This window comes from uncultured Dysgonomonas sp. (assembly GCF_900079725.1).
Lineage (GTDB): Bacteria > Bacteroidota > Bacteroidia > Bacteroidales > Dysgonomonadaceae > Dysgonomonas.
The window spans coordinates 1,382,342-1,401,876 of the sequence record NZ_LT599032.1; the positions used below are offsets into that span (position 1 = coordinate 1,382,342).

The window sequence follows — 19,535 nt, forward strand, 5'->3', positions numbered from 1 at the left end:
ACCATAAGGAAATGCATATCCTATGACTCTGTTTTATAACTAGACACATAGCCTTTATCTCCCAGATCGAAATCACTAAGTTGCACAGAACGAGGCATCAGCAAGAATTGATAGAAAATATTATCCGGACTAGCTCCCAACTTCACCATATTATCAGTATTCTGTTTAATAAAGCTACCTTTCACATCCACTGACAATTTATTTGTAAGTTGTGCCGTAGCTCTTAACGTAGCAGAGGTTCTACTGAAATCATTATTAGGGACAATGCCTTTATTTCTCAAGTCAGTAACTGCAAATCTGATACTATTTTTATCCGAAGAGCTGGATACCTCCACACTATTAGTCCAAGAAGTACCTGTACGTAGAAAATCTTTCATATCAGCTCCGGGAGCATACTTAACCTTCCGACCCACATAATCAACAACCTCTTTACCATCCATTTCATAACCCCAGCTATTAGCTGCATTGCTTGTTGCATATTCTCCATTTACCCCCTGCCCGTATTTGTTCTGGAAGTTAGGATACATCATTGGAGACTCAAATGTAAGGTTTGTACTATAAGAAGCGCTAAAGCCTTTCGACTCTTTTCCTGTCTTGGTCGTAATCATAATTACCCCATTACCGGCCCTAGACCCATATAACGCTGCCGCTGCAGGACCTTTCAATATAGAAATACTAGCAATATCATCAGGAGAGATATCTGACATACCTGAACCTCGGTCATATACTCCTTCACCCCAGATATTATCATTATCTGCACCTGTTCCAGCATCGATTGGCACACCATCCACAACTACCAATGGTTGATTATTACCATCAATAGAACTGTTTCCACGAAGAACAATACGGCTCGAACCACCTGCACCTGAAGCTGCCGACTTCACTTGCAACCCGGCAACCTTACCAGTCAATGAGTTTGCAATATTAGCATCTCTCGTTTCTGTCAGTTGATCTCCTTTTACCTCAGACAATGCATAGCCCAGAGATTTCCGGTCACGTTTAATACCTAAAGCTGTCACTACGACCTCATCAAGTACCTTGGAATCTTCAGTAAGCGAGATATTGATTGTTGTTTGTCCATTAACAGCAACCTCTTTCGAATTAAATCCGACATAAGTTGCAGTTAATATCCCATCAGAAGCAACCGATAAAGAAAAGTCACCATCAATACCAGTCATTGTTCCATTTGTCGTACCTTTCTCTGACACTGTTGCTCCAGCCAACGGTTCTCCGGTGGCGTCAGTAACTACACCTTTTACTGCAATCTTACTTCCTGTTTGCGAGTAAGCAGCACCACTCAGCATCATGAAAAATGTAAGAAGATAAATGAAAGCATGGACATTACGTCCAAAAGGATTAATCCTTTTTCTTTTAATTTTACACATCATAGTTTTTTTTATTTAAGGGTTCAGCACATTTGTTTTGTATATGCAAATGTATAAGAGAAAATAATAGAAACACAGCACAAATTGTTAATTAACACTTTAGTAACCCAAAAACTTAACACAGTAAGATAAACAATATAAATAATTGATTTAAAGATATATAAACATAAAATAGTCAATTTTAAACAGAGTTAATTTGTGAAAATGTGTTATTAAACATATTTAAACAAAAGACAAATAGAGGCGAAAATTAGAAAAAAAATCTCCTCAAATCTTAATTAACATTTGATAAATATATTTATAAACCAATAAACACAATATATAATACAAAAAAGAAAAATCAACAACACCAAAAGACATCTTTCAACTCAAACAAGACACGCAGTATATAATATTTATCTATAACATCCATATGTATATAATTAAATTCTATAAAACACACTATCCAAAACACCTTTAAAGGCAATTTGCAATCTACACTGAACAAAATGCTATATTTTTGTCTCAGTGCGCATTTAAATAACAATATCAATAAAATATATGAGTCATTTTATTCTTTTTTGACAAATAAAAAAAGTATATTTGTGTCCTGTAAAACAAAGTATGTTAAAAAGGAAATTATGAGTTCAAATCTATATGATTTTTTACCCATATTGATGCAGATAGCTTTTTCTGTCGTATTTGTCTTTGCCACAGTACTTGCATCAAATATGTTAGGTCCGAAACGCAAAAATGCGCGAAAGCAGGCAAATTTCGAATGCGGTCTCGATCCCATAGGCAATGCACGTTCGCCTTTCCCTATTAAGTATTTTCTGGTTGCGATACTCTTCGTTCTGTTCGATATAGAAATCGTATTCATGTACCCTTGGGCGGTAAACTTCAAGGCTATCGGATGGGATGGATTATTGAAAATGGGCGGATTTATTGCATTATTACTTGTAGGTTACCTATACATCGTGAAGCGTAAAGCTTTAGAGTGGGAAAAATAACTAAAAGAAGATATATAAAGTTATAATCCAGAACCATTACCCGCTATCATTGTTATCACAAAAGAGAGGGTTAATAAGGTTTTAAGATTTTAATATAAAAGAAATATGAGCAAGTCTTCTAATATAAATGTAGTACCAGCTCCTGATGGATACACAGGGCATGGATTTTTTGCTACAAAATTCGATTATGTCATAGGACTGGCACGCGCCAATTCACTATGGCCTTTACCATTTGCCACATCATGCTGCGGCATCGAATTCATGGCTACAATGGCTTCAACCTATGATATGGGACGTTTCGGCGCAGAACGAAACAGTTTTTCTCCCCGTCAGGCCGACATGTTACTCGTTATGGGAACCATATCAAAAAAAATGGCTCCTATTCTCCGTCACGTATACGAACAAATGGCCGAACCTAAATGGGTCATCGCCGTAGGGGCATGCGCTTCATCAGGTGGCATATTTGATACCTACTCCGTATTGCAGGGTATAGATAAGGTTATTCCGGTAGATGTATATGTGCCCGGATGCCCTCCCCGCCCGGAACAGATACTCGATGGAGTGATGCAATTGCAGGAACTCGTAAAACACGAATCTATCCATCGCAGAGGTTCGGACAGATACGAAGAATTACTTGAATCATATAAATTTGAATAAATAGGCATAATGGCACTTGAAACTACAGTTATTGAAAGTAAGATAAGTGAAAAGTTCGGGTCAGAAGTTCTTAACTTCAGAATGGAACACGATATTTTTGTATTCGAGGCTACACCTGCTGTCATTAAAGACGTGATCCGTTTTATGAAAGAGGATGAAACGCTACGTTTTAACTTCATGACTGACCTTTGCGGTGTACATTATCCCGACAATGATAAAAGTGCGCAATTTGCTGTAGTATATTTACTACACAATTGGATAGATAATGTTAGGGTAAGAATAAAGACGTACCTGAACGGAGACAAACCGGAAATAGATACTCTGGTGGAAGTTTTTGCAACTGCCAACTGGATGGAACGCGAAACCTATGACTTTTACGGCATTATCTTCAAAGGACACCCTAACCTGAAGCGTATATTGAACGATGAAGGCATGGTCTCTTTCCCTATGCGCAAAGAGTTTCCTCTCGAAGATTCGGGCCGTACAGACAAAGACGACCGTTTCTTCGGAAGAACGCCTAACAACTATGAACCAAATAAATAAAGCAAAGTAAGGAAATGTCAGACCAACTAATAAATCCCGAACATCGCTTTGCGAAAATAGTAAGAGAACAGAAGTTCGATGACGGAAGAGAGTTGAATATATTAAACTTCGGCCCTACTCACCCATCTACCCATGGTGTATTCCAGAATATACTGCTGATGGATGGTGAACGTATTCTGGATGCAGATACTACGATCGGATACATTCATCGTGCTTTTGAAAAAATTGCCGAACGCAGAACGTTCTATCAGATCACAACACTTACCGACCGTCTTAATTATTGTTCCTCCCCCATCAACAACATGGCATGGTGGATGACTGTAGAAAAAGCGTTGGGCGTAGAAGTTCCAAAGCGTGCGCAATATATGCGTGTAATCGTAATGGAGTTAGCACGTATCACAGACCACCTTATCTGTAATTCTATATTAGGTGTCGATCTGGGTGCATATACCCCCTTCCTATACGTAATGAAATATCGTGAGCTCGCATATGAAATCTATGAAGAAATCTGTGGAGCCCGCCTAACCACTAATATGGGGCGTATCGGAGGTTTTGAGCGTGACTGGAGTGAGGCTGCATGGCGCAAACTGGATGAATTCCTCGAAGGATTCCCTAAAGCATGGGGACAACTCGAAGCTCTTTTTGTTCGCAACCGTATATTTATGGACCGTATCGTCGGAGTTGGTGCAATCTCAGCAGAGAAAGCAATGAATTACGGCTTTACAGGCCCTAATCTCCGTGCTACCGGTATCGACTATGATGTACGTGTGGCAAAACCTTACAGTTCATACGAGGATTTCGACTTTACCGTTCCTGTCGGAGAATCGGGCGACACTTACGACCGCTGGTGTGTACGTGCTGCCGAAATAAAAGAAAGTCTGAAAATCATTCGTCAGGCACGTGACAATATGCCTGAAGGATCATACCATGCAGATGTTCCTGATTATTACCTTCCACCGAAAGAAGAAGTATATACAGAGATGGAAGCACTGATACAGCACTTTAAGATTGTAATGGGTGAAGTTCCCGTTCCGGTAACCGAAGTATACCACTCGGTAGAAGGTGCAAACGGAGAATTGGGTGTATATATGGTTACAGACGGTTCGCGTGTACCATATAGGGTTCATTTCCGCAGGCCGTGCTTTATTTATTATCAGGCATTCCCTGAAATGATAAAAGGAGGGCTGTTTTCGGATGCCGTGGCAACCCTTTCAAGTATAAACGTTATTGCCGGAGAATTAGATGCATAATCTAATATACCAATATGAAAATGTGCCAATTGAATATAATAATATAAAAAAGCTAATAGCTAAAGGCTAACAGCTAACAGCTAAAAACAATGGAACAAGTAAGAGATTACAAACAAATAATAAACATGTCGGAAGAATTGATGGCACGCATAAATGAATTGTTGAGCCATTATCCTGCCGACAAGAAAAAATCGGCGTTACTACCTGTTCTTCACGCAGTTCAAGATGCTCACGACAATTGGCTGAGCCTCGAACTCATGGATAAGGTAGCCGAAATATTAGAAATAACTCCTATCGAGGTGTACGAAGTTGTGACATTCTATTCAATGTTTAACCAGAAGCCTATAGCAAAATATATGTTTGAATTCTGCCGTACCGCTTGCTGCGGATTACGCGGTGGCGAAGACCTGGCAGAATACACATGTCAAAAACTCGGTGTTAAGCAGGGTGAAATCACTCCCGACGGTATGTTTAGTGTTGTGGGCGTAGAGTGTCTCGGTGCGTGTGGCTATGGCCCCATGCTTCAATTGGGAGACAACTATCACGAAAACCTCACTAAGGAAAAGATAGATAAGCTCATAGAAGATTGTAAAGAAGGAAAAGTAAACCTATATTAATTGCGATGGCTAAAAAGATATTATTTGAAAAATTAGATATTCCCGGAATACAGGAATACGAGGTTTATCGCAAGAACGGCGGTTATGCATCTGTAGAAAAAGCGCTGAAAACAATGACTCCCGACGAAGTCGTTGAACAAGTGAAAACTTCAGGCATGCGTGGTCGTGGAGGAGCCGGTTTCCCTATGGGTATGAAGTGGAGCTTCATCGACAAGAAGTCGGGAAAGCCACGCCATCTGGTAGTAAACGCCGACGAATCGGAACCGGGTACATTCAAAGACCGTTTCCTGATGCACCACATTCCTCATTTACTTATCGAAGGTGCTATCGTTTCCAGCTATGCTCTGGAAGCAAATCTCTCTTATATCTATATCCGCGGAGAATACATGTGGATATTCAAGATATTGGAAAAAGCAATAAAAGAAGCCTATGCCAACGGTTGGCTGGGTAAAAATATATTAGGTACAGGATATGACCTCGACCTTTATGTACACTGTGGTGCAGGAGCTTATATCTGCGGAGAAGAAACCGCACTGATAGAATCCCTCGAAGGTAAACGGGGAAATCCACGCATCAAACCGCCATTCCCTGCTGTAAGCGGACTTTGGAATGAACCTACTGTAGTAAATAACGTAGAATCCATCTCTACCGTTTCATGGATAATAAATAATGGCGGTGAAGAATATGCAAAAATCGGAGTCGGCAGATCGACAGGTACTAAACTAATGTCAGCTTCGGGACATATCAAAAATCCGGGAGTATACGAAATAGAATTGGGCATGTCCGTTGATGAATTTTTTAATTCGGATGAATATTGCGGGGGTATGCTGGACGAACGTCCTCTCAAAGCTGTTATACCGGGCGGATGTTCCGTACCGATCCTGCCTCCTCAATATATATTCAAAACAGCAAACGGAGAAGACCGTCTCTTATCTTATGAGTCTCTTTCCGACGGTGGATTTGTAACAGGGTCATCATTAGGTTCAGGAGGATTTATTGTATATAACGATACAGCCTGTATTGTTCGCAATACCTGGAATTTCTCCCGTTTTTTCCATCACGAAAGCTGCGGACAGTGTTCTCCTTGCCGCGAAGGAACAGGATGGATGGATAAAATACTTCACCGCATCGAAACCGGTTTCGGCCGCGAAGAAGATATAGACCTTCTGTGGAGTATACAAAGCAAGATAGAAGGAAACACAATATGCCCGCTGGGTGATGCCGCCTCGTGGCCTGTGGCTGCTGCCATACGTCACTTCCGTGAAGAATTCGAATATCATGTCCGTTTCCCTGAAAAGATTAAGGACAGGAACCACTTTGTAAATGAACCGATGGAAAAAGTCAGACATTTATTGAAGCCGTTAGCCAGTAGCCTTTAGCTATTAGCAAAACGGATTATCATTATATATTTATATTATTCTAAAAATGCTAATAGCTATAAGCTAAAGGCTAACAGCTAAGAAAATGAAAGTTACAATAGATGGACATACTATAGAGGTCGAAGCAGGAACTACCGTTCTGCAAGCTGCACGCATGATTGGCGGAGCCAGCGTTCCTCCTACTATGTGTTATTACTCCAAACTCAAAGATTGCGGTGGTAAATGTCGCTGTTGCTTGGTAGAAATAAGCAAGGGTAGTGAGAGAGACCCCCGCCCTATGCCAAAACTTCAGCCATCGTGCGTCACAGCCGTACAGGATGGAATGGAAGTATTAAGTGCCGACTCGCCGCGTGCATTGGAAGCCCGCCAGGCTGTTACCGAGTTTCTGTTAATCAACCATCCGCTCGACTGCCCTGTTTGCGACCAGGCCGGAGAATGTGATTTGCAAAACCTTGCATATGGCAACGGGAACTTTAAATCGCGCTACATAGAGGAAAAACGCACTTTCGAACCCGAGAATATCGGTCCTTATATACAATTGCACATGAATCGCTGTATCCTGTGCTACCGCTGCGTAAAACTGGCCGACCAGCTGACACCTGAACGTGTTCATGGTGTAGTCGGACGTGGCGACCATGCAGAGATATCCACTTACATCGAGCGGGCAATAGACAATGACTTTTCGGGAAATGTAATCGACGTATGTCCTGTAGGGGCACTGACTGATAAAACATTCCGCTTCAAATCGCGTGTATGGTTCAACAAACCGTTCAACGCGCATCGTCATTGCACCAAATGTTCGGGTAAAGTCACATTATGGATGTTCGGGGATACGGTTCAACGTGTTACTGCACGCAAGGATGAATGGCATGAGGTAGAAGATTTCATCTGCAACGAATGCCGTTTCGAACATAAGAATGTAGAAGACTGGATTGTGGAAGGCCCTCGTAAGTTTGAGAAGCCATCTGTAATCAATGTCAATAACTATACCACTCATCTGAAAAAGGTAAAAATTGAAACCGAAGAGCTTGTACTCGAAGGCAGGGATGAAGACCGGAAGAAAATAAGTATGGCCGGTTCACCTTACGATGAAAAGGAAAAAGAAGCTATAGAGAAAACAAAAGAAGAATGATATAAATGATGAGTTATAAGTTATGAATGATGAATTCACATCATGATAGCTGTTAACTGATGACTGATAACTGAATTTATGGAAGTTGCATTTATTTTAGAAAAATTGATTTTTATTGTTCTGGTATTTGCCGTTACAATGCTGGTTGCCTTGTACTCCACATATGCCGAACGTAAAGTCGCCGGATTCCTGCAAGACCGTTACGGGCCTAACCGTGCGGGTCCATTTGGGCTATTGCAACCTATTTGCGACGGCGCTAAACTTTTCTCGAAAGAAGAGTTTATGCCCAACACGCCCAATAAGATACTTTTTGTTGTAGCTCCGGCTATTGCTATGTCTGTATCCCTGCTGGGTGTTGCCGTAATCCCCTGGGCTGAAAAGTTTGACATACCGGGCTATGGCGAAGTGATGGGTTACATCGGTGATGTGAATGTAGCTGTACTTTACATCGTTGCTGTATTATCCACCAGTGTTTATGGAGTAGTAATCGGCGGCTGGGCATCAAACAACAAATACTCACTGATGGGTAGTATCCGTGCAGGTGCGCAAATGATTTCCTATGAGATAGCAATGGGACTTTCCATTATTGCACTGGTGATGATGACAGGTTCGCTCAGCCTTGTAGAGATTACAGCACAACAAGGCGGTTGGAACGGAATGCAATGGAACGTTATTTTTCAACCTCTTACTTTCATCATTTTCCTCGTATGTTCTTTTGCAGAATGCAACCGGACACCGTTCGACCTAGCCGAGTGTGAATCGGAGCTGGTAAACGGTCACCATACCGAATATTCATCTTTGGGGATGGGATTTTTCATGTTCTCGGAATATGCAAGTATGTTCTTTTCTTCGGCTTTCATATCCGTTCTTTTCTTCGGAGGATATAATTATCCGGGAATCGACTGGGTAAGGGAAAACTGGGGTATAAATTGGGCAAGCGGATTTGGAGTGTTAGCCCTAATGGCTAAAACGCTATTCTTCATCTTCTTCTATATGTGGGTACGCTGGACAATACCGAGATTCCGTTACGACCAACTGATGAAACTGGGATGGAAAATGTTGTTCCCGCTAGCTATCGTGAATATCTTCCTTGTAGGAATAGCTATTCTGATTTTTAAATAAAAAATAAGGATTTGAGATGTCATCAATAAAAGATATATCGTTATCAGGCAAGAAAGTAGAAGTTACCGATAAAAAAATGACTTTTATCGAGAGCATTTATTTGCCTGCTATTGTGCAAGGGATGTGGATTACGATAAAGCATTTCTTCAAAAAGAAAAATACAATCCAGTATCCCGAGCAGCAACGTGAGTTCAGTCCTGTATATCGCGGCCAGCATGTACTGATGCGCGACGATCAGGGACGCGAACGTTGTACTGCCTGTGGTCTATGTGCCCTGGCTTGTCCGGCAGAAGCTATTACAATGGTAGCAGCCGAACGAAAGAGGGGCGAAGAACATCTTTATAGGGAGGAAAAATATGCCGCCACATACGAAATTAATATGCTGCGATGTATATTCTGCGGACTGTGCGAAGACGCTTGTCCTAAAGAAGCGATTTTCCTGACCAAATCAAAACTTTTGGTAAAACCGAAACTGGAAAGAGAAGCATTTATCTATGGCAAGGATAAACTGGTGATTTCGGTAGAAGATGGTAAAGCCCGGAAATACGATTAGCCCCCTAATCCCCCAAGGGGGACTTAGAATGAAATAATGAAATGACGAGAAAATATAATAATATAACGCTCTCCATCGTGGTTTTACCACTCCTCCCTCTGGGGAGGTCGGGAGGGGCTTTAACTAATAATATATGATATCTGTAATTTTTTACATTCTGGCAGCCATTACACTCGGCACAGGTATTTTGACTGTAATATCAAAAAACCCTATCCACAGTGCTGTGTATATGATTATCTGTTTCTTTTCCATCTCAGGACATTTTCTGTTGCTGAATGCTTTGTTTCTGGCAGTAATAAACATTGTAGTTTATGCCGGGGCGATTATGGTATTGCTACTCTTCACACTCATGTTGATGAACCTCAGTGAACAGCACGAGCCTAAAAAGAAAGTGATCAGCCGTATAGCAGCCACTGTATCATCCTGCCTGATGGGTATTGTATTACTGGCAGCATTGATAAAATCCGCGCCTGTGGTAGAGACATATAAGGCTGAAGGGCTGGATTACCAGTCGGTAAATATTATCGGACAGGTACTACTCGACGAATACCTTGTTCCGTTCGAGTTTGCTTCTATACTGTTGATAACAGCCATGATCGGAGCCGTATTAATTTCTAAAAAAGAGAAAAAAGCTTAAGCTATGCTGAATAATATATTAGAACAAGTAGGAATCGACAATTACATCTACCTCTGCATACTTTTGTTTACAGTGGGTGCGATAGGGTTGTTGTATCGTCGGAGTACGATAGTGATGCTGATGTCGGTAGAACTGATGCTTGCAGCCGCCAATATGTTGCTTGCAGTATTTTCGGTTTACCATCAGGATACCAGCGGACAGGTGTTTGTAATTTTCTCGCTGGCAGTAGCCGCCGCCGAGGTTGCCGTAGGACTGGCTATTCTGGTAGCCATTTACAGGAATATAGGCACTATCGATATTGATGAATTAAAAAACTTAAAAGGATAAACACGGATGGACACACTATTAGTATTAATACTTCTGCTTAGCCCCTTTGTTGGTTTTTTAATCAATCTGCTCGTTGGCAAAAAATTTCTGGGACGGACAATGCCCGGAATTATCGCCACGTCGGCTGTACTTGTCAGTTTTGTTATCTCACTCGTATTTTTTCTCCGTGTACTTTCTTCGGGTGAAGTTGTACATGTAGACTTGTTTCAATGGATTGCTCTCGGTGAGTTCACAACAAACTTGGCCTTCACGCTCGATCAACTGTCTTTGTTATGGTTGTTGTTTGTGACTGGTATCGGCGCGCTGATCCATATCTATTCGATGGGATATATGCACGATGACAGGAATATAGACCGGTTCTTCGCTTATCTCAATCTCTTTATCTTCTTTATGTCGGTACTGGTAGCAGGAAGCAACCTGCTGGTTATGTTCATCGGCTGGGAAGGCGTCGGCCTGTGTTCTTATCTCTTGATCGGGTTCTGGTCGAGAAATCAAAAATACAACGATGCTGCAAAGAAAGCCTTTATAATGAACCGTATCGGGGACTTAGGCTTCCTTATAGGTATCTTTACACTGGCTTATCTGTTCAAGACAGTGGATTACGACACATTGAAAACGGCCGTATCCACAACATCCAATCCTGAAGTTTCCACATTACTCGGCGTTGCTACTTTAGCTCTATTTGTTGGAGCAACAGGTAAAAGTGCGCAGATACCTCTATATACATGGTTGCCTGATGCAATGGCGGGACCTACTCCGGTTTCCGCACTGATACATGCCGCTACAATGGTAACAGCAGGTATCTTTATGGTGACACGCCTTAACTTCTTGTTTGATTTAACAGAAGGTATTCGATTATTAATAGCCGTTGTGGGAGCAGTAACAGCATTATTCGCCGCATCCATAGCTATTGCACAGACCGATATAAAGAAAGTGCTGGCATATTCCACCGTATCGCAATTGGGACTTATGTTCCTCGCTTTGGGACTGGGAGCATATCATGTGGCCGTGTTCCATGTTATCACACATGCTTTCTTCAAGGCCTGTCTCTTCCTTGGTTCAGGTTCGGTTATCCATGCGATGGGTGGCGAACAAGACATGCGCAAGATGGGCGGACTAAGGAAAGCCATGCCTAAAACATACTATACATTCTTAGTATCTACACTATCCATATCGGGAATACCTCTTTTTGCAGGTTTCTTCTCGAAAGACGAAATAATGCTGACAGCTTTCGAGCATAACAAGATACTATGGATACTCGGCGCTTTGGCATCACTGCTGACAGCCTTCTATATGTTCAGGGTACTGTACCTGACATTCTTCGGAAAATTCAGAGGTACGGAAGAACAGAAGCATCATTTGCATGAGTCACCGAATACAATGACAATGCCATTAATCATATTAGGATTCTTAGCTGTATTCGGCGGAGTTATCAGCCTTCCTTCTTTCCTTGGTGTTCATAGCTGGTTAAACGGATTTCTTGCTCCGATACTGCCAAGCGCAACAGCAGAACATCCGCCTCTGGACATGCAGCTGACCACAGTGATAATCTCTTCTCTGATCGCATTTATTGGTCTGGGACTGGCTTACTTCAAATATATTAAGAAATCGGAAGTACCTGCCGAGGATAGTAAAATCACAGGATTTGGAAAAGTGCTTTACAATAAATATTATATCGACGAAATATACAATGCATTATTCGTAAAACCAATCTATGCTCTGGCTAATTTCTTCGATAAGTATATGGAACAATGGCTCAAAGGCTTCTTCAAAGGAGGAGGCGAACTTGTAGAAACTGTATCACCGTACTTCAAGAAGTTGCAGAACGGAAGCCTCGGATTTTATCTGTTCTTCTTTGTGTTAGGTTTCAGTGCGCTAATAATCTGTTTATTCCTTGTATAAAATTTTTAAAGAAACATGAATATCGCTATTATATTAATCATATTATTAGTAGGTGCAATTCTTACTTATTTTTCAGGGAACAGATTTGCCTCCAAGGTTGCTATCCTGTTCAGTGTCGCAGCAGCTATATTCTCTGTTGCCCTATGTCTAAAATTCGGTGCCGCAGGTACAAACTACAGTGCAGAGTGGATAAGCAATCCGAATATATCATTCTCGCTCAAAGCCGACGGATTGGCCATCGCCATGATCTTGTTAACAACGATTCTATTACCCATCATTATACTGGCCGCGCATAACCGCGAGTTTAAGAACGAAAAGCTCTTATACAGCCTTATCATGTTTATGGCTTTTGCCATGACAGGGGCTTTCCTGAGCAGTGACGCGCTACTATATTATGTATTCTGGGAAATGTCGCTTATCCCGATTTACTTCATCATCATACTATGGGGTAACGGAGAGATGGCTAAACGCCGCAAGGCAGCCATGACATTCTTCCTGTTCACATTCGCGGGTTCATTGTTTATGATGGCTGCAATTATATACATGTATACGAAGACAGGCAGTTTCCAGCTAGAAGCATTTTATAATGCCAATTTGAGCAATACGGAACAGATATGGATATTCCTTGCCTTCTTCCTTGCTTATGCTATTAAAATACCTATTTTCCCATTCCATACATGGCAGGCTAATGTTTATCAGAAAGCTCCGGCTGTAGGTACAATGCTGTTAGCGGGTCTGATGTCGAAAATGGGTGCATACAGTGTTATACGCTGGCAAATACCGACAACACCTTATGCAGCACAAGAACTAAGAACAATTGTTCTTATACTCTGTATTATCGGAGTGGTATATGGAGCAATAATGGCTCTGAGGCAAGACGACCTGAAACGCTTTATGGCTTATGCCTCACTTTCGCATGTAGGCTTTGTGGCTGCAGGTTCATATGCGCTTACGTATGACGGATTGCAAGGAGCGGTGGTGCTTATACTTGCGCACGGTTTCGGTATTGTAGGGCTGTTCTACTCAGTAGACATAATACAAAACCGTACAAATACATTATCTATAAGCAAACTTGGAGGAATCGCATCGCATACACCTAAATTTACAGTTGCATTCTTCCTTGCCATATTGTCTTCTATCGGGGTTCCGTTGACATTCAACTTTATCGGGGAGTTTACCATTATGTACGGTCTCTATGAAGTAAATCTATGGTATGCCCTGACAATAGGAACATCATTATTTCTGGGAGCATTATTTATGCTGCGGATGTTCCAGCACGTTATGCTTGGAGAGCCTTCCGAAACTAAGTTCAGGGATCTGTCCAAAACCGAAATTTTCGTATTCAGCCTGATCGTCGCAGTACTATTATTCTTCGGGGTATATGTAAAACCGGTGACAGACCTTGTATCTTCGAGTTTAGAAGAGATTGTAATGTATATTAACAGATAAAAATTTAGTCAGATATATAATGAGTACATTGATAGCCATCGCGGGATTAGGAATTATTTGCCTGTTATTAGAGATTCTCAATTTAAGAAAGATCCTCATACCTGTCACCCTTATCGGTTTGATAGCAGCATTGGGATTGACTGTTACCGAATTTTATCTGGGAGAGTCATTCCTTGGCACGGATAAATACAACATGGTGGTAACAAGCGGATTTTCGCAAGGATTTTCCATCTTATTCATTGTGCTTGCCATTCTCATCCTAACGATGAGCCCCAAATTCTATCAGGACAAGATGGTAAAAATCGCCGACTATGTAGCCCTGAAAGTATTTATGCTTGCAGGAGCTGTAGCAATGGTTTCGTTCGGTAATTTTGCCATGTTCTTTATCGGGCTCGAAGTACTTTCCATTGCAGCCTATGTATTGGCGGCAAGCGAACCCAAGAACTTGAAAAGCAATGAAGCGGGTATGAAATATTTCATCATGGGTGCATTTGCTTCCAGCTTCATTCTCTTCGGCATTGCGCTGGTATACGGGGCAACAGGCTCATTTGATATAAACGAAATATCTGTAGACTCGATGACATCGGGAATGCCTGTATGGTTCAATATCGGCTTCATTATGATATCTGTCGGTATGCTCTTTAAGGCATCTATCGTTCCGTTTCATTTCTGGGCACCCGATGTATATGAAGGCTCACCTACCCTTGTCACTGCTATAATGAGTACGCTGGTAAAGGTAGCGGCAATAGGCGCTTTATACAAAATAGTAAGTGTTCTTGCTGCTGGTATAACCCCGGCTTATCAGATAGCCCTGATCGTACTTTCGATACTGACGATGACCGTAGGTAACATCACTGCTATGAAACAGTCCAACATCAAGCGCATGATGGCTTACTCGGGTATCTCGCATGCGGGATTTATGATGATGACATTACTGGCTATAGGAAGTTCGGCCAATACAGTTTTATATTACGCTGCGGCGTACAGTCTTGCCGGCGTAGCAGCATTTGCTGTTATACTGGGTGTATGCAGAGGTAAGGACAACGAAGATATTTCCAATTTCTTCGGACTCATCAAACGGCAACCAACGATGACAGGAGTAATGATATGTGCATTTCTTTCACTGAGTGGTATCCCAATCTTTGCCGGATTCTTCGCCAAGTTCTTTGTATTCGGGCAAATGTTGCAAACAAACCATCTGATACTGGTTATATTCGGTATCATCAACTCCGTAATAGCCGTATCATATTATCTGGGTGTTGCCAATGTAATGATTACAAAAGAGCCTGAAACAACCGAACGGTTGAGAGTACCTTTCGAATATAAGGCGGTTGCTATCACAGCTATTGCACTGAACTTATTACTGGGTATCTTCCCCAATCTGATTATGGGGTTGACTTTGTAAAGAAGAAATAAAAAATGATATATGGAAAGAGCAGGCTTGGTAGTCTGCTCTTTTTTATAAATATTCCTCAATGCTTTAATTTTATCTCGAAAATTTATCTATATAAAAGAAGTTACAGGCTTGATTATCTTTGATGTATTTTGATAAAAGGTCAAAATATGATAATAGAAGAAACTGTATCAAAAGTGTTACTTTTGTTACCTTTTATACTTTAGTGAAACAAGTAGAAAATATTCAATTATTCTTAACAAATATGTGTTGCTATTTAATTGACATACCTGTTACTTTTGTTACTTTTTATTTTTATCAGTAAAGAGAATCTTATAATAAATATCTATAATATAGGATATATTAAGAATATATTGACGCTTATAGTCTGTAATTAGCTAAATAATAATTTGTAACTTTGAGAATCTTAATTAAACGAAAAATCTAAAAAAACAAATGAAAAAAGTAAGTGTGAGCTTATTGCTCTTCTTTGTATTTTCGATAACTGTTTTTGCCCAGCAACAGTATCGAAGACCTGTAAAACCGACAAAGAATGTCATAGTAATGATACCGGATGGAACATCTATCGGAGTTGTTTCTGCTGCACGCTGGTATCAGATTTATAATAAGCTGGGCGGTGAAAATCTTGCTATCGATCCTTATCTGTGCGGAACAGTGAAAACATTTTCGTCCAATGCTCCGATAGGAGACTCTGCCCCGACTACCTCGTGCTATATGACAGGGATGCCGCAACGTACAGGCAATGTTTCTATTTATCCGGTTGCCGATCCGGCGAATGATCTTATACCTGTAGATCCGACTATGGCCTACCAGCCTTTGCCTACGCTATTAGAAGCAGCTAAATACCAACAGAATAAAGCAACTGGACTAGTGGTGACAGTAGAATTTCCGCATGCTACCCCTGCTGATTGCTCGGCACATTATTATGCACGTGGCAAATATGAATATATAGCGTCCCAAATGGCATACCAGAATCTGGATGTAATGTTTGGAGGAGGAAATTCGATATTGACAAATGATATTAAACAGCATTTCAAAAATACTGGCACCACGCTGATTCAGGATGATGTCAAAGCTTTCAGATCTTTTAATGGAAAAGAAAAAGTATGGGCATTATTCAATGAAAGAGAATTACCATACGATCTGGACAGGGATCCTGAAATAATTCCATCGCTACAGGAGATGACCCAAAAAGCATTAGACAGGCTGTCTCAGAACGAAAACGGATTTTTCCTGATGGTAGAGGGTAGCAAAGTAGACTGGTCGGCACATGGTAATGATGCCGTGGGATGTATTACAGAATACCTGGCCTTTGATAAAGCAGTAGCTACAGTAATGGACTTTGCGAAGAAAAATGGTGAAACAACAGTTATAGTACTTCCCGATCATGGAAACAGTGGATTCACTATCGGTCGCAGAGACTTGAAAAGCTATGATAAAGCAACCCTTGATGACTTGTTTAAGAATGTATCGAAATTCAAGAAGACTGGCGAAGGATTAGAAAGGATCTTGCTGAAGTCTAAACCGGAAGATTTTAAAGCGATATTCAAAGAATACACAGATATTGATCTGAACGAGGAAGAGTTAAATCTGTTGTTGAGTTCAAAGAACTATAAAGAAGCAGATTATATGAAGGTCAGCAACAGCGTAAATATGGGTTCCAGCATTATTAACATTATGGATTCACATACTTACTTTGGCTTTACTACCGGAGGACACACCGGAGAAGAAGTATTCCTAGCTGCCTATCATCCCAGTGGTGATATACCTGTAGGTATGAATACAAATGTAGAGATCAATCAGTATCTATGTGCTGCACTGGGATTGAAAACTTCTTTACCTGAAATGAGAGAAGAGATATTTGCAAAACATACAGATGTGTTTAAAGGCATGGACTATACAATAGATAAATCTGCTGATTTTCCTGTATTGAAAGTAAAGAAAGGGAATGTGACTCTATCTGTTCCCGCCTTCAAATCGGTAGTGTACTTAAATAATCAGCCTATTGCACTGCCTTCCGTAGTAGTCTATATAGATAAGAATGATACATTTTATCTGCCGAAGAGTCTAGCCGCAAAGTTATAATTGATATGATGGATAAAATAAAAGGACTGAAAAAATTCAGTCCTTTTATTTTATCTTCCTAAACTTGCCATGTTTATTGAATCTAAGACGGTTGCCATCTTCCCTTTATGGAGATAGTACCAAACAGGATTTTTACTTACAGGTTTTACTGTAGCATCCGGCTTATAGAAAGTTCTTTCTATATCGTTATCGCAGGTAAAATATTCAGCCAGATCGACAGGTTCATTACCTTTGGACGTTACGATAAACATTCTTCCCCCGATTACAAAATAGCCATACGGGTTTTCGTCGGCACGGAACATATTGCACCACGAGTTGTCTATTGCTGTGACGTCGAAGTAGAGTTGACCGTCTTTTTTGGAGAATGCTATTTTTGTAGCCGGCCATAAGAATCCTTTATTCTTCCGGAGAATCATACTATGTATATCGGAAGCTGCAAATTCAATGGCTTCGTCTTTCACTTCAATATAGGTTAGAGTAACCTTGTCTTTCTCTATTTTTGTACGGGGAGGTATAGCAAATGTTTGTAATGAACAAAATGTGATGAGAATAAATAGAAGTCTTGCTTTAATCATAAGTAAAATAAGTATATATAATTAGTTCCAGTGCAAAAGTATAAAACTTTATTAGTTTTATCTATATTAAAATCAAAATGCTATAAATAGTTAATGTTTTTTTTCAAGTCGAACTATTATTTTACATTTGTGATCAGGAAATTAATGGATCATAACAGGTTAAGAATATGCGGAATATAATACAGAACATAAAGAAAATAACATTGTTTCTTTTCGGTGTTATTCTCATTGTCTCAGGCTACAGAGTAAATGCAGCGAATAATACGGCTAAGGCTGAAGAAGAGAAAGATAAGGCCACTAAGGAAGTAGAAGTTCTACCTATAGCTGCAACAGAAAAAGAAGATGACAACCCCCAAACAGAACAGCCGGCAGAACCGCAAGCAAAAGAGGTGAAGAAGGAAACTCCTGTGAATACTCCGGCGAAACCGAAAGCTGCATCTACTGTACCCGCTGTAAAAAAAGAAGTGGAGAAGAAAATAGAAGAAGAGCCGAAGAAAGTAGAAGAACCAAAACAAACAATAATAGAAAAAGCGATTCCGGAAGAAGCTTCAGGAACCGAGTAATAAATAATGGAGTTATTATACAAGGCACAGACGCGTTTCCTGTTTCATGCTCATATAAAAATTAAAGTATCAGCATTTTATGAAGATGATATTTTTGATGAATTGTATGCTGTTTTGGAGAATGTAAACAAAAAGTATAATTCCTATCAGCCGGATTCGTATATTGACCGGATAAATAAACATGCAGGACACTTTGTTGAGGTTGACGATGAAACGGTTAAGATATTAGAGCGGATTATCAGCTTTTCCGCCTATTTCGATGGTACATACGATATTACTATCATGCCGCTGCTTCGTCTATGGGGTTTCTACAAGGATAGACAACGAGGAATACCCTCTTCTGAGGAACTCATAGCGGCAAAGAAACTAATTGATTACCGCAGAATTGAAATAGAAGGAAACCGTGTCAGGATAGCAGAAGGTCAGGAGATTATCACAGGTTCGTTTATCAAGGCTTTTGCAGTTGACAAACTTGTGGAAAAGATGGCCAATATTGGTATTACGGATGCTATTATCAATGCAGGAGGAAGTACTATACGGGCAATCAATAACGAATCGCATCCGGCTTGGCAGGTAATAGCAAGAAACCCTGATGATGAGCAACTGCTTTTTAACTTGGATATCAGTAACCAATGCTTCTCAACTTCATCCCAAGACAAGACTTTTGTGAATATAGAAGGGATAAAGTACGGACATATATTGAATCCTAAAACTGGATTTCCATCCACCACTAAACAAATTGGTATAATAAGCGATAGTTGCATGGTTGGAGACATACTCTCCACCGCATTGTTTAATGAAACGGCGGAAGGATTTCTGCAAAAAGCAGATATCCTGGCTCCCTATTTCACGTTTGAAGGCTTCATTATAGATGAGAATAACAGGATGACCTGTACTAAAGGATTTGATGCTTTAACTCATCATTTATAATTCATAACTTATAATTAACATCCGGC

Annotated in this window: 19 protein-coding genes; 17 read left to right on the forward strand and 2 right to left on the reverse strand. The window is 40.5% G+C overall.

Annotation, left to right across the window (positions count from 1 at the left end):
* Positions 1-20: 20 nt before the first annotated feature.
* Complete coding sequence (locus QZL88_RS06020; RefSeq protein ID WP_296939162.1) at positions 21-1,388, reverse strand: TonB-dependent receptor plug domain-containing protein; 1,368 nt, start codon at positions 1,386-1,388, stop codon at positions 21-23.
* Between the two features lie 653 nt (positions 1,389-2,041).
* Between QZL88_RS06020 and QZL88_RS06025 the strand changes: the two genes are divergently transcribed.
* The 15 genes from QZL88_RS06025 to QZL88_RS06095 all read left to right on the forward strand — a co-directional run bounded on the left by QZL88_RS06025 (position 2,042) and on the right by QZL88_RS06095 (position 17,441).
* Positions 2,042-2,374, forward strand: coding sequence for an NADH-quinone oxidoreductase subunit A (locus QZL88_RS06025; RefSeq protein ID WP_363927911.1), 333 nt, complete (start codon positions 2,042-2,044; stop codon positions 2,372-2,374).
* A 105-nt stretch (positions 2,375-2,479) separates the two neighbouring features.
* Positions 2,480-3,031, forward strand: coding sequence for an NADH-quinone oxidoreductase subunit B (locus QZL88_RS06030; protein WP_296939165.1), 552 nt, complete (start codon positions 2,480-2,482; stop codon positions 3,029-3,031).
* Positions 3,032-3,040: 9 nt separating this feature from the next.
* A complete protein-coding gene (locus QZL88_RS06035; protein ID WP_296939167.1) occupies positions 3,041-3,574 on the forward strand; it encodes an NADH-quinone oxidoreductase subunit C in 534 nt (177 codons plus the stop codon).
* Between the two features lie 14 nt (positions 3,575-3,588).
* On the forward strand, positions 3,589-4,824 hold the full coding sequence (gene nuoD / locus QZL88_RS06040; protein ID WP_296939168.1) for an NADH dehydrogenase (quinone) subunit D: 1,236 nt from the start codon (positions 3,589-3,591) through the stop codon (positions 4,822-4,824).
* Between the two features lie 89 nt (positions 4,825-4,913).
* Positions 4,914-5,441: an NAD(P)H-dependent oxidoreductase subunit E gene (locus QZL88_RS06045; RefSeq protein WP_296939170.1), complete on the forward strand. Its 528-nt coding sequence runs from the start codon at positions 4,914-4,916 to the stop codon at positions 5,439-5,441.
* A 5-nt stretch (positions 5,442-5,446) separates the two neighbouring features.
* Entirely contained in the window at positions 5,447-6,820 is a 1,374-nt protein-coding gene (gene nuoF, locus QZL88_RS06050) for an NADH-quinone oxidoreductase subunit NuoF (protein ID WP_296939171.1), read from the forward strand.
* A gap of 85 nt (positions 6,821-6,905) precedes the next feature.
* On the forward strand, positions 6,906-7,952 hold the full coding sequence (locus QZL88_RS06055) for a 2Fe-2S iron-sulfur cluster-binding protein (protein WP_296939173.1): 1,047 nt from the start codon (positions 6,906-6,908) through the stop codon (positions 7,950-7,952).
* A 78-nt stretch (positions 7,953-8,030) separates the two neighbouring features.
* Positions 8,031-9,074, forward strand: coding sequence for an NADH-quinone oxidoreductase subunit NuoH (gene nuoH, locus QZL88_RS06060; RefSeq protein ID WP_296939175.1), 1,044 nt, complete (start codon positions 8,031-8,033; stop codon positions 9,072-9,074).
* A 16-nt stretch (positions 9,075-9,090) separates the two neighbouring features.
* Positions 9,091-9,627 carry an NADH-quinone oxidoreductase subunit I gene (locus tag QZL88_RS06065; protein WP_296939178.1) on the forward strand — a complete coding sequence of 179 codons (537 nt, stop codon included), beginning with the start codon at positions 9,091-9,093 and terminating at the stop codon, positions 9,625-9,627.
* 133 nt (positions 9,628-9,760) lie between these two features.
* Positions 9,761-10,264 carry an NADH-quinone oxidoreductase subunit J gene (locus QZL88_RS06070; protein WP_296939180.1) on the forward strand — a complete coding sequence of 168 codons (504 nt, stop codon included), beginning with the start codon at positions 9,761-9,763 and terminating at the stop codon, positions 10,262-10,264.
* A 3-nt stretch (positions 10,265-10,267) separates the two neighbouring features.
* A complete protein-coding gene (gene nuoK, locus QZL88_RS06075) occupies positions 10,268-10,591 on the forward strand; it encodes an NADH-quinone oxidoreductase subunit NuoK (protein WP_006798591.1) in 324 nt (107 codons plus the stop codon).
* A gap of 6 nt (positions 10,592-10,597) precedes the next feature.
* Positions 10,598-12,493: an NADH-quinone oxidoreductase subunit L gene (gene nuoL, locus QZL88_RS06080; RefSeq protein ID WP_296939183.1), complete on the forward strand. Its 1,896-nt coding sequence runs from the start codon at positions 10,598-10,600 to the stop codon at positions 12,491-12,493.
* A gap of 15 nt (positions 12,494-12,508) precedes the next feature.
* Positions 12,509-13,942, forward strand: a complete 1,434-nt coding sequence (locus QZL88_RS06085) for an NADH-quinone oxidoreductase subunit M (RefSeq protein ID WP_296939185.1) — start codon at positions 12,509-12,511, stop codon at positions 13,940-13,942.
* Positions 13,943-13,961: 19 nt separating this feature from the next.
* Positions 13,962-15,347 carry an NADH-quinone oxidoreductase subunit N gene (locus QZL88_RS06090; protein ID WP_296939188.1) on the forward strand — a complete coding sequence of 462 codons (1,386 nt, stop codon included), beginning with the start codon at positions 13,962-13,964 and terminating at the stop codon, positions 15,345-15,347.
* Between the two features lie 444 nt (positions 15,348-15,791).
* Positions 15,792-17,441, forward strand: coding sequence for an alkaline phosphatase (locus tag QZL88_RS06095; RefSeq protein WP_296939191.1), 1,650 nt, complete (start codon positions 15,792-15,794; stop codon positions 17,439-17,441).
* Between the two features lie 50 nt (positions 17,442-17,491).
* Here the strand turns inward: QZL88_RS06095 and QZL88_RS06100 are convergent, their stop codons facing one another.
* Positions 17,492-18,016 carry a hypothetical protein gene (locus QZL88_RS06100; RefSeq protein WP_296939193.1) on the reverse strand — a complete coding sequence of 175 codons (525 nt, stop codon included), beginning with the start codon at positions 18,014-18,016 and terminating at the stop codon, positions 17,492-17,494.
* Positions 18,017-18,183: 167 nt separating this feature from the next.
* Between QZL88_RS06100 and QZL88_RS06105 the strand changes: the two genes are divergently transcribed.
* Positions 18,184-18,579: a hypothetical protein gene (locus tag QZL88_RS06105; RefSeq protein WP_296939195.1), complete on the forward strand. Its 396-nt coding sequence runs from the start codon at positions 18,184-18,186 to the stop codon at positions 18,577-18,579.
* Positions 18,580-18,585: 6 nt separating this feature from the next.
* The gene (locus tag QZL88_RS06110; protein WP_296939196.1) at positions 18,586-19,509 is read left to right on the forward strand and encodes an FAD:protein FMN transferase; all 924 of its coding nucleotides are present in this window, start codon (positions 18,586-18,588) and stop codon (positions 19,507-19,509) included.
* Positions 19,510-19,535: the final 26 nt, after the last annotated feature.